Below are 20803 nucleotides of genomic sequence, written 5' to 3' on the forward strand. Positions count from 1 at the left end.
CCACGGGCAATAAACCCGGAATAGAGCGGAATCCATCTGCCGATTTCCGATACGATGCCTAGGCCTCTCTTAGCGTATGACTAGAGGCATTCCTATCAATTTTTTCGCTTCCTCTTCCAAGATCACTCGTAGCTTCCTTTCATCCTCGCGATATGGCAGCGCCATAAAAATAGTCATTTTGCCCATGGATGTATAGGAAGCCTCAAAGAGAATACGTTTCTTTCCTTTTATAAACAGGTAATCGTACTCACTTGGTTGATGACTCTTGTTCTGCTCACCCAGAAAGTTGCAAATAATAGGTGTCATCTGCATGGATCGGATGAGTGAGTGATGGGAAAGAGGATAGTTTTGTGTTACGTCAGGATTTTGCACGAGATTGGCGAAATGGATGTTCCTATCCTTTGCGAGATCCAACCGAACCTTCACATACGCTTCCAACTCATTCAGACTCCATGCCGGATCAATATGAAGCGGAATATGATCGATACACTCGCCAAGCACATCGAAGAAATGGTTCCCCATAAAGGATCTGCCAAAGTTCATGAGGAAGACGGGTGCCTTGTGGACTCCATAACTTCTTTCACAAAATCTGGCTAAAAGAGCAATCGGAATCCGCGCATTTTCTGTCTCCTGCGGGTTGTCCATATCTAGTTCGCAGGTAACAATCGTGTAGCCGTCCAAAGTGGATGAAGATGCGAGCTGTCTTTCGATGGACAAAAGACTATTCTCAAATGCGTGAAGGTCAAATTCCTCCGTAATCTGCTGATCTTCGATTCCGACTGGACCCTTCGTAATTTGCCGGACAAAGTCCCAATACGTATTCCGATCATTTTCCGAGAGGTCTGAGTCATTCTCCAAAGCTTCGTAATACAGGTTCATGTCGTTTTGCAGGACCTCGCTGCTAATTAAATCAAAAATGAGATGCGACGCCGGGAATATGAACGAATACTCTTTCTCGCTCTCTTTCAGCAAGATCACTTTGTATGACAAAGAGCTGGTCGAATCATGCTGCTTGTAAAAATATTCGCTCTGTAAAAGATGGCGCACCGCTTCTTTTCTTTCTTCCGAATCGCCCGATACATCAACAACAGGGAGCTGAATTTCACTAGGGCAAGGATATTCTTTCCAATATGGCTCTTCTTCCTCAAAAGCCAACGTGCAACGCAGTAAATGATGCCGCTCTAAGATGGTAAGAAAGGCTTTTTCCAGCGTCTTAGGATCGATCATCCGCTCAAAGTGAATTACCGTTCCAGAAATGTCCTTTTCCTGTACATGATAGCGCTGTGAAGGTGACAGCGGCCGTCTGATAAAGGTCTGCTGATTGACGATTGCCTCCGAATAACGAAGGAGCTTCTGATCGAGGTCGTTGACGAGGCACTCCTGCCATGACAGGGTTTCTTTCTCATCAAGCGTAGCCTTTTGGAAATGATTCTTCTCTTTTTCCCATACTTGTTGGGAGATATTCAGATATTGAATAGCGTGGGGCTGAATCGCAGGATCACAAGACCTACGCAATAAAGACAGGATTTCTTGGTGTTTGCCCTGCGCATTTTCCTCCACGTACAGAACAGCTCGGTGCTTGCTGCCGAACGGTACCTCTACATAGTTGCTTCGTACTTGAAAATGGGCGTAGATCAAGGCTTCCAGCTCTTTTTTATCTTGCGCTTTTGTGGTGCGAATCCGGTTTACTGTATCTACATATCCTGCTAGCGCTCTGACTGTATCGTATTGGAAGATCGTTTGAATCTTCACTTCAATGCCTTCCTTATGCAGACGCGCTACCAGTTGGATCGCTTTGAGAGAATGCCCGCCCAGATCATAAAAATGGTCATCCACACTGATTTCCTGTAGGTCGAGCACTTCTTTCCAGATTTCCGCCAGCTTCATCTCCTGCTCTGTAACAGGGGGATTCAGTTGCTTACTCGCCTCCCGGATCATGACAGGCTCAGGTAATGCCCTCCGATCTATTTTTCCATTCGGTGTTACAGGCATTCTCTCAAGGACATGGATATACGTTGGTACCATATAGGCTGGAAGGGTAGCCAAAAGCTCCTGACGCAAATCTCTGTTCCACTCAGGCTGCTCCCAGACCAGGTAAGCGATCAGGCAGGCATCTCCTCCCTGCTCTTTTTTGGCCAGCACGACCGCTTCCTTCACTCCTGCCTGGGATTGGATCACGTTTTCAACCTCATCAAGCTCGATACGGAAACCGCGTATCTTGACCTGATTGTCCATTCGCCCCAAATATTCCAGACTTCCATCCGCAAGCCATTTCACCATATCTCCCGTCTTGTAGAGCCTGGAACCAGAATGAAACGGATCTGCCACAAATTTCTCGTTCGTCAATTCCTCACGGTTGATGTAGCCATCAGCGACGCTAATGCCCGCGATAGCTAGCTCACCAGGAATTCCCTGGGGCTGCAAATGACCATGCGGATCGAGCACGTATACTTTTGTGTTGGCAATGGGCTTTCCGATCGGCACTTGCTGCGGCAGCTCCTCTTGCCCTTCATACGTCCAAGTCGTCGCACAAATGGTTGTTTCGGTTGGACCGTATGCGTTGATGTATCGGCAATGCGCGCTCCATTTATGGACGAGCTCCCAGTTTGTTGCGGAACCTGCGGTGATTAATGTTTGCAGTTTCGGGAAATTTTCCGGCTCCAAATACGTCACAAAAGTAGGCGGGAGCGTCGCGACTGTTACTTCATGCCGCAGCAGATAGTCACTGAAAGCCTGCGAATCGAGTACGACATCCTTTGAAACTACGACCAGTCTCGCCCCCGTCAATACCCCCATCGTAAACTCCCAGACAGAGGCATCAAAGGAGATACTGGCAAACTGCAACACCTTGTCATTTTTGGTGATACCGAGATCGTTGATGAAAAACTGCTGAAGATTGGCGATTCCGACGTGGTGCAGTCTTACCCCCTTTGGCTTCCCCGTTGATCCGGATGTATAAATGACGTAGGCCAGATCACTGGAACGATGAAGGGTCTGTACATCAGATGTAACGCCGTTGTATACGCTCCTATCATCAAGATTGATCAACATTGCTGCTGGGAGAATACGCTCTGCATACGCTACAGTCGGATCATGGATCAAAACAATGCTGGCCCCGCTATCTTCGATCATATAGCTGATCCGTTCGCTCGGATGGTCGGTGCTAATTGGGAGAAAGGCACCGCCCGCTTTCAAAACCGCCAAGATGGCGAGGCTGTAAGCGGTAGAGCGCTCCACCATCACACCAACAATACTGCCTGGTTTTACCCCTTTCTCACGCAGCACATGGGCCAGCGCATCGGATTTGTCATCTAATTCCTGATAGGTGTAGGTGCCTTCCTGATCGACCACGGCAATGTGATGCGGTGCCTTTTTGACCTGTTCCTTAAATAGCTGGTCAATGGTTTGCCTTTGATCAACCAGCATCTCCGTGTCATTCCATTGTTGCAGAATGAGGGCCTGCTCCTCGTCCGTGACCATTTGCATGTTTGCAAGCGGCTGGTCGGGATTGCGGACGACACTTTGAATCAACTGATTCAAATGCGCTCGGACTTTTTGCAGATAAGCATCGCTGTAGGCAAGCGCATTATAGATAAAGTGAATTTCCAATTCCTTTCCGGGAATAATGCACAAGTTGAAGTCGTAGCTGGTTTGCTCATATCCTTGGACATCCGTAATTCCGAATAAACCGCCTTTTCCATCTTCGTCGAATGCCTCCTCCGTCAATGGATAGTTTTCAAAGACCATGAGATGCTGAATCAGGTTTTGTTTTAATGCGGTTTCGGACTGAATATCCGCCAGAGACAAGTATTGGTGGCTGCTTGTGGCTGTGAAGAATTGTTGCACCTGCCCGAGCAACTCCGAAAACGTCTGTTTGCCTTCAGTGCGAATTCGCATTGGGATCGTATTGACAAATAATCCAACCATTTCTTCTACGCCAATGAGCTCGGAGGGACGTCCCGAAACGACGGAGCCGAAGACAACGTCTTTGGCATAATTGTATCGTTGCAGCAACAATCCCCAGAGGGAATGAAAGACGATGCTCAGTGTCACATCATTTGATCTCGCTATCTGCTCCAGACGGGCAGTCGTTTCCCGATCAATGCGAAACACGATCGATTCTCGTTGGTACCCCTTACCGGTTGAAAGATATTCAACCGGTAAAGGAGATTGCTGATCAAATCCATCCAAGCTATCTCGCCAAAACGAGAGTCCCTCTTGTTTGTTTTGCTTGCCAAGCCAGGTGACATAGCTACTGAACGAATACGGTGGAGCAAGCTCGGCCTTCTTATTTTGAAGATAAGAGCGATAGATATGGAAAAAGTCTTTTGCGACAATCCCCAAGCACCAGCCATCCATAATAATATGGTGGAAGCTCCACACCATCTTGAATTTTGATTCACTCAATTTCATAACGGTAATCCGAAACAACAGATCTTTTTCCAGATCAAATCTATTGCTCCGATCCCTTACAAGAAATTGCTCTACAAATGCTTCTTGTTCATCCTGAGTCAGGTCAGAGATGTCCTCAATCTGAATAGCTGCCTCTCTTTGCTTCAACACGATTTGCAGAGGCTTTTTACTTTCTTTATAGTGAAAGACTGTTCGCAGGATATCGAATCTTTCGACGAGGTCGCGAAAGCTCTGATCAAGGAGATCAAGCCGCAACGACTCCTCCATCGTAATCACCGTTTGTTCGAAGTGAACCTCTGATTCAGGATGAAGGATAAAGTGATACAGCATGCCTTCTTGCATAGGTGTCAAGCGGTATATATTTTTAATCTGAACACCATTCAAACCTCATCACCATCTATCATTGAATTTTTTCACCCAGCAGTTGGGAAAGATGATCTAATTCCTCAATGGACAGCTCATCGTATGTGAAATCTGTTGGGCTTTGCTCGACTGACTCTTTCGATAAGCAGTGCGTAATGATTTCTACGATCTTATCTCGGTAGGCATCCACGAGGCGCTGAATGGTTCCTTCTTCAAACTCTTCACGATGATACGTAAAAGTAAGTGTCAGCTTGCGATTCACGACCATTCCATTCACATCAAGCGCAAAGGATCGAATGGCGGTCGGACTGATTTCTCGGCCCGGAGAAAGGGAGGAAGTCGTCATGCTTCCTGACTCCAAGTCTGTATCGAACTGGCCCAAGTAGTTAAAACTGATCTCGGGCTTTACCTGGAACGTTAACGGAACATCGGTTTGTTTCGCAGACAGGTACTGTAAAATGCTGTACCCAATGCCTTTGTTCGGCACACGTCGCAGGCTGTCTTTCACCATTTTGATTTGGTAGCCTAGGGATTCCGATCGGCTCATATCCAGTACGAATGGATACTGGGCTGTAAACCATCCGACAGTGCGTGAAATATCGATGCCCTTCACGATCTCTTCTCTGCCATGTCCCTCCAGATTCACGAGCACATGATCTATCCCCGCCCACTCTTTTACCGTCAAGCCCAACGCCGTAAGCAACAAATCATTCACTTCCGTGTTATACGCCTGATGGCTCTGCTTCAGCAGCTTTTCTGTGTAGGCTTCATCAAGCTCGAGGGTGACATCTGTTGTATCTTGCATAAGCGGTGCCCCAATCGTTTCTGCCTTTGCCAGAGGAGAGAATGGCATTTCCTCGACCTGTTTCCAATATCCGATTTCCTGCTGAATCTCGCTTCCCTGCGCATATTTTTGCAATTCTTCTGACCAAGTTTGATAGGAATCGGTTTTCATAGGCAAAGCAGGCTCTTCTTTCTTCAGTAAGGAGTCATACAGCGTATGGAAATCTTCCAGAAGAATCCGCCATGAGACACCATCGACAACGAGATGATGAATCACGATTAACAAGTGATCTCCTGCATCTGTTCGGAAAAGGCCGAGATTTACCAACGCAGTATCCGTCAAATCGATCCCTTCGTGTATGAGCTGCGCCGCTTGCTCCATCTCCGCTACGCTTTGAGCCGGGAACTCCCTGATCGTAATGGGAACCATGCACTCGTCCAGTTCCCGATGTTCCTGAACAATGCCTGACTCATTCATTTGGAATTTCATTCGCAAAGCATCATGATGCTCAATCAGCTTCATAAATGCTTGTTGAACCAGCTCTGGATCAAAGCCAGCTTCGCTGAATAACATGACAGATTGATTGTAATGATGCGGGTTCTGATGGTTTTGTTCAAAGAAGTTCATCTGGATCGGTGTCAACGCTACTGCCCCTATTACAGGTCCTTGCTCAATCTGTCTGGTCAGCGTCTGGAGATATTTTGCTGCACTGCGAATACGCGGGTTTTGGAACAAGTCTTTCAATCGGAGCTCATACCCATGACTCCTCAATCTCGCTATCATCTGAAGAGCTTTAATGGAGTCTCCCCCAAGCTCAAAGAAGTTGTGGGTCACACTTACTTGCGCAAGCCCCAGTACATCCTTCCAGATGGTGACCATGATTTGTTCCTGTTCATCGGACGGCTCGACGACGTGTTCCTCCACCAAGAGAGAGCGATCAGGAAGGGGGAGTTTTTTCCGATCCACTTTTCCAACAGCAGTAATCGGCATAGCGTCTAGTCGAACGAAGAAAGACGGGATCATGTAATCGGGCAAATCTTTAGCGAGCAAGTCTCTCCAATCGTCAGCGGCAAGCTCATGCTCTGTCACAATATACGCGCATAAGTACTTGCTTCCATTTTCTTCTTCTCTGGCGATAACGATTGCTTCTTTTACCTGTTCCAGCGAAAGCAGCTTGCTTTCGATTTCCCCTGGCTCGATTCGATATCCCCTGATTTTGATCTGGAAATCCCTTCTGCCCAGAAAATGGATGTTTCCATCAGGTAAATAGACAGCCAAATCCCCTGTCTTATACATTTTCTCATAGCCCGGTTCCGCGTATGGATTATCAACAAAGCTCTGTCTCGTTAGCTCCTCGTTATGCAAGTAACCTAGTCCAAGCGGCATGCCTGAGATGTAGATTTCTCCAGGGACACCTATCGGCACGCGCTTTCCATACGCATCGAGCAGAAGGATTTTCGTGTTGAATATCGGTTTTCCAATCGGGATGCGATCTTCTTCTCCCGTAATTTGATAGGCAATGCATCCGATACTTGCTTCTGTCGGGCCATACAAATTCGTTGGTGATACATACTGGAATATTTTCAGGAATTTGGAAACCGCAGACGGAACGATTTCCTCGCCGCCGATAATGATCTTCTTGAGCGATTGTAATTTGCCCTGTAGTTCGAGATTTTCTGCTAACTGATTTACGATCACATTAAAGACGGATGGGACGAAATCCGTTAAGGTAATTTGTTCGTCTTCTATGATTCCAGCCATGTAATCAGCCGAGACAGTCATCCCCGTAGTAGGCAAGACCGTTTTTCCGCCATTGGTCAGTGGCCAGAAGAATTGCCAAATGGCACTGTCATAGACGTGGTTGGTGGTTTGAAGGACAGATTGGGCTGCATCTTGGCCAAAATAATCATCCATCCAGTTAAAGCGGTTGACGATCCCTCTATGCGGTACAACGACTCCTTTTGGTTTGCCTGTTGAGCCAGAAGTAAAAATGACGTAGATGGGGTCTTCCGGCGATACGGACAAATTAGGATTTTCCGCTTCCGTTGTCAGGTGCCCCAGATCAATCGCAACCAATTTCGCTCCCAAATCCGTTTCCGTAAAGGAATGATCAGATTCTACGAATACGAACTCGCTACCCAGCTCGGCAATAACAGACTGGAGTCTATCGACAGGCCACTGAATGTCCAGTGGTGAGAACGCAGCTCCTGTCTTCATTACACCCAATAACGATATGACCAATTCCAGACTTCTTTCCATAAGTACAGGTACATACTTGCCTTTTCCTATACCGCGTTTCAGCAGATCAGAAGCAACTGCATTGGCTTTCTCGTTTAATTGTTGGTACGTGATTGTCGAGCCTTGATAGGAAACGGCAATTCGATTTGGATAAAGTCTGGCTGATTCCTCGATGGCAACATGGATCGGTTGTACTACAGAATACTCTCGCTTGGTATCATTACTGAGCTTCTCCAAAAACTGCACTTCTTCTGGAGACATGAGGTCAATCTCACCCACAAGAATATCCATGTTCGCCGCTACCTGCCGCAGTACGTTGGTAAAATGGTTGATAAAACGCTCCATCGTTTCAGACTTAAATAGACTGGTGCTATATTCGCACTCCACAAAAAAGCTGTCATTTCTCGTCTCGACATTCATGACGATGTCTAACTTGGATATTTTCGTTTGGAATGGATAAAGCCTGACCTCTACCTTGTTCCAGTCAAATGCCGTATCTTCCACATTGTCATAGGAGAACATGGTGTCAAACAACGGATTCCTGCTTGGGTCGCGTCGAACCTGAAGCTTTTCTACCAAGTCTTCCAATGGATAATCCTGATGTTCAAACGCCAGTAGTGACTTCTCACTTAGCTCTTGGACAAACTCGCGGAACGTTTTGGTGCCTGCTGGATAATTTCGCAGGGCAAGCGTATTTACGAACATCCCCACTACATTTTGAACATCGGTGTGGTTACGTCCTGCCACTGGAGTCCCTACGACAATGTCTTCTTGCCCTGTATATTTGGACAGTAACACGTTGTACGCCGCCAAGAGAATGGAAAAGACCGTTACGTTTGCTTCCTTCGCCAAGTCGTGCAATCTGCGGGAAACAACCGCCTCAATCTTGCTTTCGACCGTACCCCCTTCAAAACTTTGAAACTGCGGACGCTGATAGTCCGTAGGCAGATTCATAACAGGTAGTTCCCCGCTGAATTCATCTATCCAGAACTTCTCCTGCCTATGCGACTGACCCGTCGTCTTGATCTGTTTCAACCAAGCGGAATAATCCTTGTACTGTACGGTGAGTGGTTCTGGATTCCGCCCGTTATACAGATGATTCAACTCATCAATTACAATGCTCACCGATGTTCCATCTGCTATGATGTGATGCATGTCAATCAGGAGCAAGTGCTTGTCATCGACCAGTTTGACCAGCTTTACGCGCAATAATGGAGCCAGACTCAGTTCGAATGGTTGAATGAACGCCCGTATGAGATTTTCTATACTCTCAGGGCTGTCCTCTGTGTGAGCCTGATCGATGGCAAAGCGGACAGAGTCATGGACAAATTGTTTAGGCTCACCATTTACGTAGTCGAAGGACGTACGGAACGCCTCATGCCTTTGGATGAGAGACTGGAATGCGTTTTCCAATGCCGCAACATCCAGCTTCCCGGAAAGAATCAGAGCGCCTGCCATGTTATAGGCCACACTTGTTTCATCGAGTGATTGAACGGTAAAAATCCTTTTTTGCGAAGGAGAGAGCTCATAATGCTCTTGTTTTCCAACCACCTGAATCAAAGGCTTTTCGGCCTGTGTCGATTCAGAAATGACGTGGGCAAAACTTCTGACGGTAGGATTTTGGAAAACGGCTCGCAGCGGAATTTCTACCTGCCACTCCTTATTCACTTTGGCAAGCAGAATGGCGGCATGCAGCGAATGCCCACCGATTTCAAAGAACCGATCCAGAGCGCCGACTCGCTCGATACCCAAGACCTCTTGCCATATTCCTGCAAGTTTTCTTTCATTTTCAGTCGCAGGCTCTACGTATTCCTCAGATATCAGCTTAGAAAGGTCGGGGGTTGGCAAAGCATTACGATCGATTTTGCCGTTTGGTGTCACAGGCAACTCTGCCAATTGGATGATAAAGGTTGGCACCATAAATTCAGGCAGGGAATCGGCTAAAAATGCTTTGATTTCAGACGTACTTACTCCCTCATCCGTCGTGTAATACGCGCACAATACAACAGATTCATCTCCCTTTGTCTTCGGAAGCACAATGGCATTGCGTACTTTTTCATGCCGTAACAGCTGATTTTCGACTTCGCCCAGCTCCACACGGTATCCACGAATCTTCAATTGATAGTCCGAGCGACCAACAAACTCCATATTTCCATCTGCCATCCAGCGCACAATATCGCCGGTCTTATACATGGTCTCACCAGGACGGAAAGGATTTTGAATGAAGCGCTCACGGGTTAATTCCTCACGGTTCAGATAACCCGGTGCAACACCCGCTCCCCCGATATATAGTTCTCCGTACACTCCCACCGGCTGTGGCCTCAATTGAGAATCCAACACATAAAATTCTGTGTTTTGCAGCGGTTTTCCGATCGGAACGTTTCCGGTTGTCATTTCGGTATCGCCAGCCATTTCGAAGTAGCTGGAATCAATAGCCGCTTCCGTGACTCCATAGCTATTGATGATTTTGATCTGCCCGAAACGCTCGACCAACCGGACAAACGCTTCACTTTGGCATGTATCCGAACCAAGAATCAGCAGTTTCAGATGAGTGAGCGGCAATCCATTTTGATAAATGTACTCCATAAAAGGAAGAACAAGGGCAGGTGTCGATTCAAACAAGGAAATTTCATACCGGGTCAACCACTGGTAAAGAGCTGGAAGATCAATCCTTACATCACTAGGACAAATCACCAAATGTCCACCATGCAGCAAGGCCCTGCACAAATCCCCTGCAAACACGTCAAAAGAGAAACTCGCCATCTGCAAAAGATTCACATTCATCTGTTCAAGTTCGTACTCATAGCGCCATGTATTGGCTACGCTCACCAGATTGCGATGCTCGATCATGACCCCTTTGGGTTTACCTGTCGTGCCGGATGTATAGATGATATAAGCGAGATCGCTCGGTCCGGAGATGCCTTCGAGATTGGACGAATCCTCCCTGTAACTGGCCTCTGCGTCCAGATCGATGATGGCGCCGCTGAAGTCTATTCCGCTCTGTCCATTTTGATTGACCAGCATGACCTTTGCCTGACTGTCTTCCAGCATGAACGAAATGCGGTCCTTTGGATACTGAGGATCAATCGGAACATAGGCTCCACCCGCCTTCATGACAGCCAGAACAGCGATGACCATGTTAATCGAGCGTTCTGCCAAAATCGCAACGGAGCTGTTTGGTTTTACACCCTGATCACGCAGCGTTCGGGCCAAGCGGTTTGCTTTCGCATTCAGTTCCTGATAGCTGATCTGCTCTTCCCCGTAAGAAACAGCGACTTGCTCTGCATGGCGTATTGCTTCTGCCTCAAACCATTCATAGAACGTCGGATAGAGAGGTGCGGGTATTTGCTTTCTCGCTTGATTAAAGTCGGAAACAACCTGCTTGACTTCCTCGCTGGACAAGTACTCCAAATCAGCTAGGCAACTCTCATTAGACTGCACAATGGAGTGAAGGATCTTGGCAAAATGATTGGCCATTCGCTCAACTGTATCGCGTTTAAACAGATGAGTGCTGTAATCAAATTGGCAAGTGAGCGTTGTTCCATCGTCATGGACATCAAGACTGAGATCAAAGAGGGACACGCCTTTTGGATATTCATACATCGTGACTTTGAAATCATCTGAGGTCACGTCGTCAAAGGATTCATAATGGTAATCAAACATGGTATCAAAGAGAGGATTGCGGCTCAAATCTTTGTTTAGTTGCAGAGCATCAACCAGTTTTTCAAACGGATACTCCTGGTTTTCAAAGGCATGTAATGCTTGATATTTCACTTCTTTCAGGAAATCCGTAAAGGTCTTGCTTCCAGTCGGATAGTTTCGGATGGCCAATGTATTTACAAACATGCCCATCATTCGTTCTAAATCAGGATGTTGTCTTCCCGCCACAGCAGAACCGACAATCAGCTCCTCCTGCCCGGTGTATCGGTAAAGCATGACATTGTAAGCAGCAAGCAATACCATATACAAGGTCGTGTCAGTTTCCCTAGCCAATTGGAGCAACCGCTTCCTGACTTCCTCACCGATCCCCATCGTCAAGCGGTCACCTTCAAAGGATTGAACCGGCGGTCTTTGGTAATCGACGGGAAGCTTCAATACCGGAAGTTCTCCTTGGCTAAATTGCTCAAGCCAGTACTCCTTTTGAGCCAAGAGCTGTTCTGACTGCTCCCTCTCTTGCTCCCATGCCACGAAATCTTTATACGTCACGCCGAGCTCAGGCAGTGATTCTCCTCTATACGTATGGAGCAGCTCACGGATAAACAGGGATACCGAATAGCCGTCCGAAATAATGTGATGCATGTCCACAGCTACAATGAAGCGTTTGGCTGACACTTGGAAGATTTTCGCCCGAACAAGCGGTGCTTTGCTGAGATCAAATGGCTGGATAAACGTGCGAATCGCCTCATTTACATCCTCTTCAGCCAATTGTTCGACCTCTATATCCAATGGCAGATCGTCATGTAAAACTTGCACGACTTCATTATCTCTGATCACAAAGTTGGTTCGGAAAGACTCGTGCCTTTGTACAACCTGTTGCAAAGAGTGAATCAGACGATCAAGTTCCAGTTCCCCATCCAATTGTAAGTAGCCGGACAGGTTATAGGCGGTTCCTCCATCCAGACCTTGGAGGATGTACATTCTTTTCTGCGCCGAAGAAGATTTATAGTATGGCTGCAATTCGCATGAGCGAATGGGTGTAAAAGCTTGATGCTTGGAAGAGTCTACATATTTGGCTAATTCACGTATCGTCTGCGATTGAAAAATTTGATGCAAAGGAATTTGCACGTGGCATTCCTTGTAGATTCTGCTGAGCATGACAGTTGCTTGTAAGGAGTTCCCGCCTTGTTCAAAAAAATTATCATCCAGATACATTGGGGAGCTTCCCAAGATTTCCTGCCAAATGACTCTGATGGTCTCTTCGGTTGCCGTTCCAGCCGACTCTACTTCTCTGCCGATCATGCTTTGTTTCCCTGCAAGCCGATCGAATGAATGGATAATGTGGATTTCTCCATTTCCTAGCGAAACAGCAGATTTCGTAGTTCGCTGCCACTGAGACGGGTCTGCATGCGCGAATCCCCCATCTGCCAGATACACCTGTCCGACTGCACCCATAGGAGCCAATTGCTGATACTGATCCAGGACATAAAGAGAAGCTCGTCCTACTCGATCATCTGGCATATCCTGCAAAAGTTCTGTCCAATCCGCTGCATATTTGCCCAGGTTGCCACTGGATTCACGTATCATTCTTTCCATCTCGTCGGGCTGTAAAAGCGATAGTGCACGAATTTTTTCCTGATCGTCTTCAGCAATACGATGCAAAAGATTGGCAAAGTAGACGCCCCACTGGCGAAGAATCTCCGTGGTTACTACCCCGCTTCGTGCATCCACATCCACCACAAGCTCTCCGCCCACTTCTGTCACGTTTACAAAAAGATCGTACTTGCTGTAAATGATCCGATTGGGCAACAGCGTAGCCTTCATTTGAGCGAAAGTCAGGTTGTGAAGCGGTCGATCCATATTGAACAACACCGAAAGCTCCGGCAAGTTCTGATGCGGCAAATTCTCAGCTAATGCTGCAAAGGAGTAGGCTTGATGCTTTTCCATCTCCGCCACCGCCTGTTTCACTCGGGACAAATACTCCGCAGCCGTATCATTGCCGTCAATCTCCGTGCAAACCGGCAACAGATTGACGCAGTTTCCGATCAAGGATATTTTGCCGATATGAGATTGACCCGCAGTAGGAATCGCAACCACCATTTTTCTATTTCCAAGAATACGATGAAGGAAGAGGTTAAAAGAAGCGAGCAAGGTAATAAACAGACTGTTCTTGTTTTGAATGCTTCTTTTTCTTGCCTTCCTTGTGATGTTACTGTCGATCTTGAAGGTAATACGCTCGCCTGTAAAAGATGGTTTTCCCGTTTCTCGTTGCGCTAAAGGAAAAACGAGCTTGGGGATTGGATCTGCGAATTTTTCGTTCCAGTACGTGAGCGCGTCCTGAAATGCTGGATTTTGCATCTGATCTTCTTGCCAGTTTCGGTAATCAGAAAACGGTGTAGAAGGCTCGAGCAATATTGGTCGTTTCTGTATAAGGGCCGAGTAGATATCATCCAGCTCTTTGATAAAAACAGCCATGGACCACCCATCCGCAATCATGTGATGGAAGGTGTAGGACGTCAGGAATTTGTCGGAAGCCAGCTTGATGACACTTACCCGATACAGGGGGTCCTCAGAAGACAGTTCAAATGGTGTGCCTGTTTGTTCATTCAATAGCTGATTCTTTTTTTCTTCCTGTTCCTGGGATGAAAGGTGGCTCAAATCCACGAATCGAACACGTATGTCCCTCTTGGGTAGTACCACCTGATACTCTCCGTTGGAATCAATGATGGTTCGCAATGCTTCATGGCGATCCACCATGGTTTGGACAGCCTGCTCAAACACAGGGATATCAAGCTCACCCTCGACCTGAAGGGAGGCGGTCTCGTTAAAAGCGGCTGATGCTTCCACGCGATATTTGGCTGCAAACCACATTTGCTTCTGTTCAGGGCTAAGGGGGAGCTTCAGTTGTTCCCCCACCCTTTCCACAAGCGTTGCCTCTGGCTTTAGCCCATCCCGTCTCGTAAAGTTTGTCATTTCGACGACTTGATTTTGTTTCCGGCCTCCATTTGGAGAAGTTGGGGGTGGCTCCGGCAAAAAGCCTCCTCGACGCAGATCATCAATACTTTCCTTCACCGCTTGGATCAGTTTCTCGATATCCTCATCGGAATGAGCAGTGGAAAGGAAGCAATTTCTGCCCTCCCATATATAAATGCCCTTGCTGATTAGATGATAGAAGAACAATTCTATATCGGTAAACGATACGAAGCGGAACAAGGAACCGCAATTGATCATCTGGATTGGAATTTGCTCGTTCTTAAAATACGCGTTAAGCGTATCTACCAAGTAGAGGGTCTTTTGAGTCAACGCTTCCTGAAGCTTCGGACCCTGTTCTTTCAAATATTCCAGCGTAGCGATCGCGGCATGCATCGTCAGTGGATGCGTGCAAAACGTTCCGCCCACAAATGTCTTTTTCTCCGCATTTACCGGGTAAGAATGATCTCCAAAATTCCAGGTCCCCCCGTCTACTGCATCCATGAACGCAGCTTTCCCGGCTACAACACCGATCGGCATGCCACCACCCGGAACTTTTCCATACGTAACGAGGTCTGCTTCTATTCCATACCACGCCTGTGCGCCACCAAGATGTATGCGGAATCCCGTAATGATCTCGTCAAAAATAAGGGCAGTGCCTGACTGGCTTGTAATCTCTCTGACTTCCTTCAAGAATTCCACTGGCTGCAGATCTGGACGGCGGCTTTGAACGGGCTCGACTAATACTGCGGCCAGTTCATGTGCATGTTTTTTGATCAGCTCAATTGATTTTGGATGGTTGTAGTTTAAGACCAGCACGTCATCCACCGTATGCTGGGTAATACCTGGTGCCATCGGTATGGCCTTCCCGTCCTGGGACTCAGGATCAGCAACAGTCAGAATGCCGTCAAATGTACCGTGATAGGAGCCGGAAAATAATGCGATTTTCGAACGGCCTGTAACAGCTCTGGCCAAGCGCAGTGCCACCATTACTGCCTCTGTCCCCGAATTGTAAAAGGCGACACGCTCTACTCCGGTTAGCTCACTGATTAATTCCGCTACTCTTCCAGCTACATCCGACATAGGACCCAGCGGAGGCAGATCAGATTGAATCTTCTCCTCCAGCTTTTTCATAATAAATGCGGGATTATGACCGAGCAGGTTTACCCCGAAACCCATCGTCAGATCTACATATTCATTCCCATCCAGATCCCACATTTTTGAACCAACTGATGCTTGCGTTATGATCGGATAGACCATTTCCTTCCAGTACGAACGGAATCCAGACACATTGCGATTGTTGGCATGAACAAATCGGTGCTCTTGCGTATACTTCTTGGAGTGCTTTGTCTTTTCCGTATAGCGTTGAATGAATGCGTTCAGATACTCTCTTTGCTGCGGTGTAAAATTGCCTCGTTCACCGATCATCAGTGGCTGATACGGTATAAATGGCTTCTGGCGTTCCTCTTCATTCCCCTTCACCTTGACCGGTGGTTTTGTCTCAGGTTTCTTGCTCTCGGGAGCAACAGGAGCAGATTCAGCGATTTGTTTTGGTACATAGCTTTGTTCCTGATTCAACAGATCCAATTGCTTTTGTAACAACGTTGCCATTTGGTTTTGGTGTTCAGACAAGAGCGAAATCTGCTTTTCAATGATCGTTTCAACCGCCCCAGTGCTTCTTGAGACTGGCATCTTCGTGGTTTGTTCGCTCGGCTCTGATTGTTGAACACTCTGAACTTCATTCGGTTCCGACACTACGTTTGCTTTCGGTTGCTCGATTGCCATCCATTCCATTTGTTTGGCAGAAGCGACAGCCGGGCTACTGGATAGCTCCAGAGCAATGTGCGCTGCTAGCTTATCCACGCTGGTAATGGTTTCGAACAACTCTTGAGCCGGAATGACCACTCCAAACTTTTCCTGAATTTCTCGATTGATTTGTACGAGCATAATAGAATCCAAGCCTAGCTCCAGAAAATGAAGGGATGGATCAATTTCTTCTACAGCAAAACCTGAAGCATGATGAACCAACTCTTTCAGAACTTTTACGATTGGCGCAGTTCCTATCTCTGACACAGTAGCACCTCTATTTCCGCTCATAGTATTCGTCTGTTCTGGAATGATACTGATCACATCATCTGTAATCCAAGAGCGATGCTGGTCGAAAGGATAGACTGGCAGTGGCATTTTTTTTCTCTTTTTGCCATCGCTGTAGAACGCTTCCCAGTCAACTGTAGCTCCCTGTACATACAAGTCGCATAATGTCGTTGCATACGAATACTTCATCTCTGTACTCGCCGTGTGGTACTTTTCCTGCACATCCCGAGCGGATTGACTCAACAGATGAACGGTTTCTTCTGGAACGCGCTTTTTACCAGGTGCGTAGACAAAAACATCTCGATCATTTTCAAGCCGGACCGCCAATCGGTCGAGCTTTTGTTCGAAATCACTGCGACTATGCAAAATGAGCGCAATGCGATAGGGAAACGTTTCTCTACCGGTATTTGCTGTATAGCACAAATCAGACAGAGAAAGCGGTCCGCTGGAAGAAAGAAACTCGCGGTATTTTTGAATCAGACGTTGAAGGGCTGACTCTGATTTGGTAGACAAGGTAAATACTTGCACCTCGTCTGAGACTGTCATCTCCGTTTCATTAACGGGCACATACTCTTCCAAGATAACGTGGCTATTGGTCCCGCTAAACCCAAACGAGCTAACCCCGCATCGCCGCGGATGTCCATCTGTTTCCCATTTTTCCAGTCTGTTTTGCGCATAAACTGGTGACTTTTCAAATGCAAAATTCCGATTCGGTTTCTGGAAGTGGACGAGGGCCGGTAGCTCTTTGTGCTTTAACTGCAAAGCAGCCTTAATCAAGCCAGCAATTCCCGCTGCTTCATATAAATGTCCAATATTCGCTTTGACAGTGCCGATTCCACAAAACTGTTTCTTCTGTGTATATTGTCGGAATGCTCTTTGAATTCCATCCAGCTCAACAGGGTCCCCCAGCTTTGTACCCGTTCCATGTGCCTCTATATAGCTAATCGTTTCAGGGTCGACTTGCGCATCCTCCCAAGCGTCTACGATCAATTCTGCCTGGGCCTGTGAGTTCGGTGCGGTAATCCCGACTGTAATGCCGTCTTGATTAACAGCGCTTCCCTTAATCACAGCATAGATGTGATCCCCGTCCTCGATGGCTTTGCCCAAAGGTTTTAACAGAACACTAGCTACGCCTTCTCCCCAACCTGTTCCATCAGATTGATCGTCAAACGCCCTTGAACGGTTGTCAGAGGATTCCATTCCAATTCCAGCCTTCAACGCCAGCAGGATGGTTTTGACTCCACCTGCCAATGCCATCTCACAATCACCATTTTGGATAGCCTTGCACGCCATATGAACCGCAACCAAGGAAGAAGAGCAGGCTGTATCTACGGTAACAGCAGGGCCGCGCAAATCAAGCAAGTGTGAAATGCGGCTTGCAATAATGGAAGGAAGGTTGCCTACTGCATAAGAGGGCAAATCCTTGGGACTTACCACTGACAAAAGGCGTTCGTAATCGTATCCTAACTTGGAGAAGCCGACATACACCCCTACTTTTTCCCCTGAAAGCTTGTGCCCGCCATAACCAGCATCCTCTAGCGTATTCCAGGCGTTTTCAAGGAACAGCCTTTGGTTGGGGTCCATTAGCTTCGCTTCTTTCGGGGTGATCGAAAAGAAAGAATAGTCAAACTTATCAATCTCGTCTAAATAACCACCCTCCACAAGGTCAGAATTGCCCTGCTCGCCTCTTACCAGCGATACATATTGTTCGGCGTCTTTTCGTCTCTGACCATGAAGCTCGTGAATGCAATCCTTTCCTCCCCGGATGTTTTGCCAAAATTGATCCAGATCCTGAGCCTGCGGAAACTTACAAGAAATCCCGATAATCGCGATATCCTTTTGCTTCTGTTGGCCCGTATCTGTCTCTTTTAGGCGATCAGTCGATTGATCGTCGTGGAAGAGACTCCGAGAAAGCTTGGAGATCGTTGGATAGGCAAACAAATCTGTTACGGCCAACGTAATCCCCATCTCTTCTTCTATACGCCCTGCTAACTGGGTCAACTGCATAGAGGACACGCCTACGTCAAAATAACTGTCGTTTGGTCCCAATCTGTCTGATTGAAGCACCTCGCGGCAAATGGCAAGCAGTTGTTTTTCTACTTCTTCACGTAACTGAGGTGATTGATCGGTTCCCACCTCTTCTACCTGTTCGGTGATTCGGCGTTGCATTTCCTCGGAAACCTCGCGAAATGCTCCCGACTGATACTCCCTAGCCACTCTATATCGTTCGACTTTTCCACTCGTTGTTTTGGGGATGCGCTGAATCGGCAAGACCTCGCTTATTCTCCATCCGGTTCGCTCGTTCAAATGCGTTTTCACTTTCTTAGAAAGCGCAATGAACTCGTCTACACTTTTTCGGTGAAGGATAAACACTAGAATGTCTTCTTCTTTGCTTTTCTCGTTGAATACCCCGCAAGCAACGACCTTCCCAAGCTCGACTCCTTCGACTTCTTCAGCAATCCGCTCAATATCATGCGGATAAACGTTTTGACCATTCACGAAGATGATGTCTTTTTCACGCCCCGTAATGACAAGACGTTCGTTTCGCATAAAACCCAGATCCCCTGTTCTGAGCCATCCATCAGCCGTCATTACATTTGCGGTGGCAACAGGGTTGTTGTAGTATCCAGCGGTTACATTCTTCCCTCTAATCTGGATATGGCCAACCGTATCGCTTGGCAGCTCGTGATCCTCGTCATCACATATTCTTACCTCGCAAAAATCAATGGGGTAACCGACTTCTACTAGGGTAAGCGCTTCTGGATTTGTTTGATCCGTCATCTTGATTGGCTTTCCTATCTGGATAAACCTTCGATCCAGAGAAAGCGTAGTAAAATGCAAGTTTTGATCAGGTATCGATACTCCCACAGAGGCTTCGGCCAATCCATAGCACGGGAGCATGCTCGTTCTCTTCAATCCATAAGGGCTCATCTGATCCAAAAAGTGATGGATCAACTCTGAAGCAATGGGTTCTGCACCATTTAGAATCGCGCGAAGCGTAGACAAATCCCACTCTTCTGCCACTTCTGGTTTGAACCTAGACAACACATATTTATACCCAAAGTTCGGAGAAGAAGTAATTGTCGCCTTGTGCTCGCTTGCTTTCTTCAGCCATAGCGTAGGTCGCCTGATAAACAGTGAGGTATGAATAAAATAATGCTGAACTCCTGCGTACAACGGGGATAAATGGAACGCGATCATCCCCATGTCATGAGTTAAGGGCATCCAGCTTAGAAAAGAGTCAGACTCAGTCGTTTCAAGTCTGTTATTAATCGCAAGCACATTATGGACAAGGTTTTCATGCGTCAGGGTAACCCCTTTTGGATCCCCCGTAGACCCAGATGAAAATTGAATAAAGGCCACATGATCAGCAGTAGGATAATAGATTGTGCCCTTCTCTTCTGTTTTCACGGTCTCATCAAGCAGGAAGGACTTCGACTTCAAAGATTCCATTTCCGTCAGGTAGTTGTGTTTCCTAAAGAAATCCTCCAGTCGTTTCCAGACACCATCCGTTGTAATGAGATACGGATTGATTAATGTCCGCCAAACCTTTAACAGCTTAAGACGATGCTCTTCGTTATCCCCTACAGAGATAGGAACAGCAATCATTCCACCGAGTAAGCATCCCCAAAAAAGGCAGACAAAAGTTCGAAGATTACTATCTTCAATTTGAAAAACGACCTCATCACCAGGCTTGATTCCACTTTTTTGTAGGATAAATAAATAGCCAAGAGCTTCTTCATACAATTCTTTATAGGAAACAAACACCTCATTCTGGTCTCCCAAAATGAAGGTAACGCCTTTTTGGTCCTCGTTCTTCCACAATTCCAGCGCTTCTACTAATGTCTGAACAAAATGCAAAGCGTTGTTCCTCCCTTGTCCCGTGTTTGATAGTTTCTAGCCTTGTCTGGTGAGCATAACCACTCCAAATGCTCCCTCTTGCTCCCCACGTGTATACAAGAGAAGTGAATTTCCCCAAGCCGTCACTCACTGGTATCCGATATAAGCAAACAATTATTTCATTCAGAATATTAGGAACTTTTACCCGGAAACCTTATCCACTCACCCGGAAGACAAAGCTCAGCCCATTCTTTTTTCTTTCCGCACTTTGGAATGCAGCGACCAGATTCATGAATTACTTTTATTCCCTTTTATTGATTTTTTTTGAAGTGCGAAACAGTAAGAAACCATCGCCAGAATGAGATGGGTGATTCTTACCTTTTGCCAGGAATGAATGTATCGATTAATTGATTTTTTAAAATGGCTGGTTCTTTTGTCTTCTCT

At 46.8% G+C, this 20803-nt stretch carries 2 protein-coding genes; both read right to left on the bottom strand.

The window, feature by feature from the left end; genetic code table 11:
- Positions 1-69: 69 nt before the first annotated feature.
- A complete protein-coding gene (locus AB432_RS17040; protein ID WP_048033299.1) occupies positions 70-4797 on the bottom strand; it encodes a non-ribosomal peptide synthetase in 4728 nt (1575 codons plus the stop codon).
- Between the two features lie 16 nt (positions 4798-4813).
- Positions 4814-20380 carry a hybrid non-ribosomal peptide synthetase/type I polyketide synthase gene (locus AB432_RS17045; protein WP_048033300.1) on the bottom strand — a complete coding sequence of 5189 codons (15567 nt, stop codon included), beginning with the start codon at positions 20378-20380 and terminating at the stop codon, positions 4814-4816.
- Between the last annotated feature and the right edge of the window lie 423 nt (positions 20381-20803).

This window comes from Brevibacillus brevis (assembly GCF_001039275.2).
GTDB lineage: Bacteria > Bacillota > Bacilli > Brevibacillales > Brevibacillaceae > Brevibacillus > Brevibacillus brevis_C.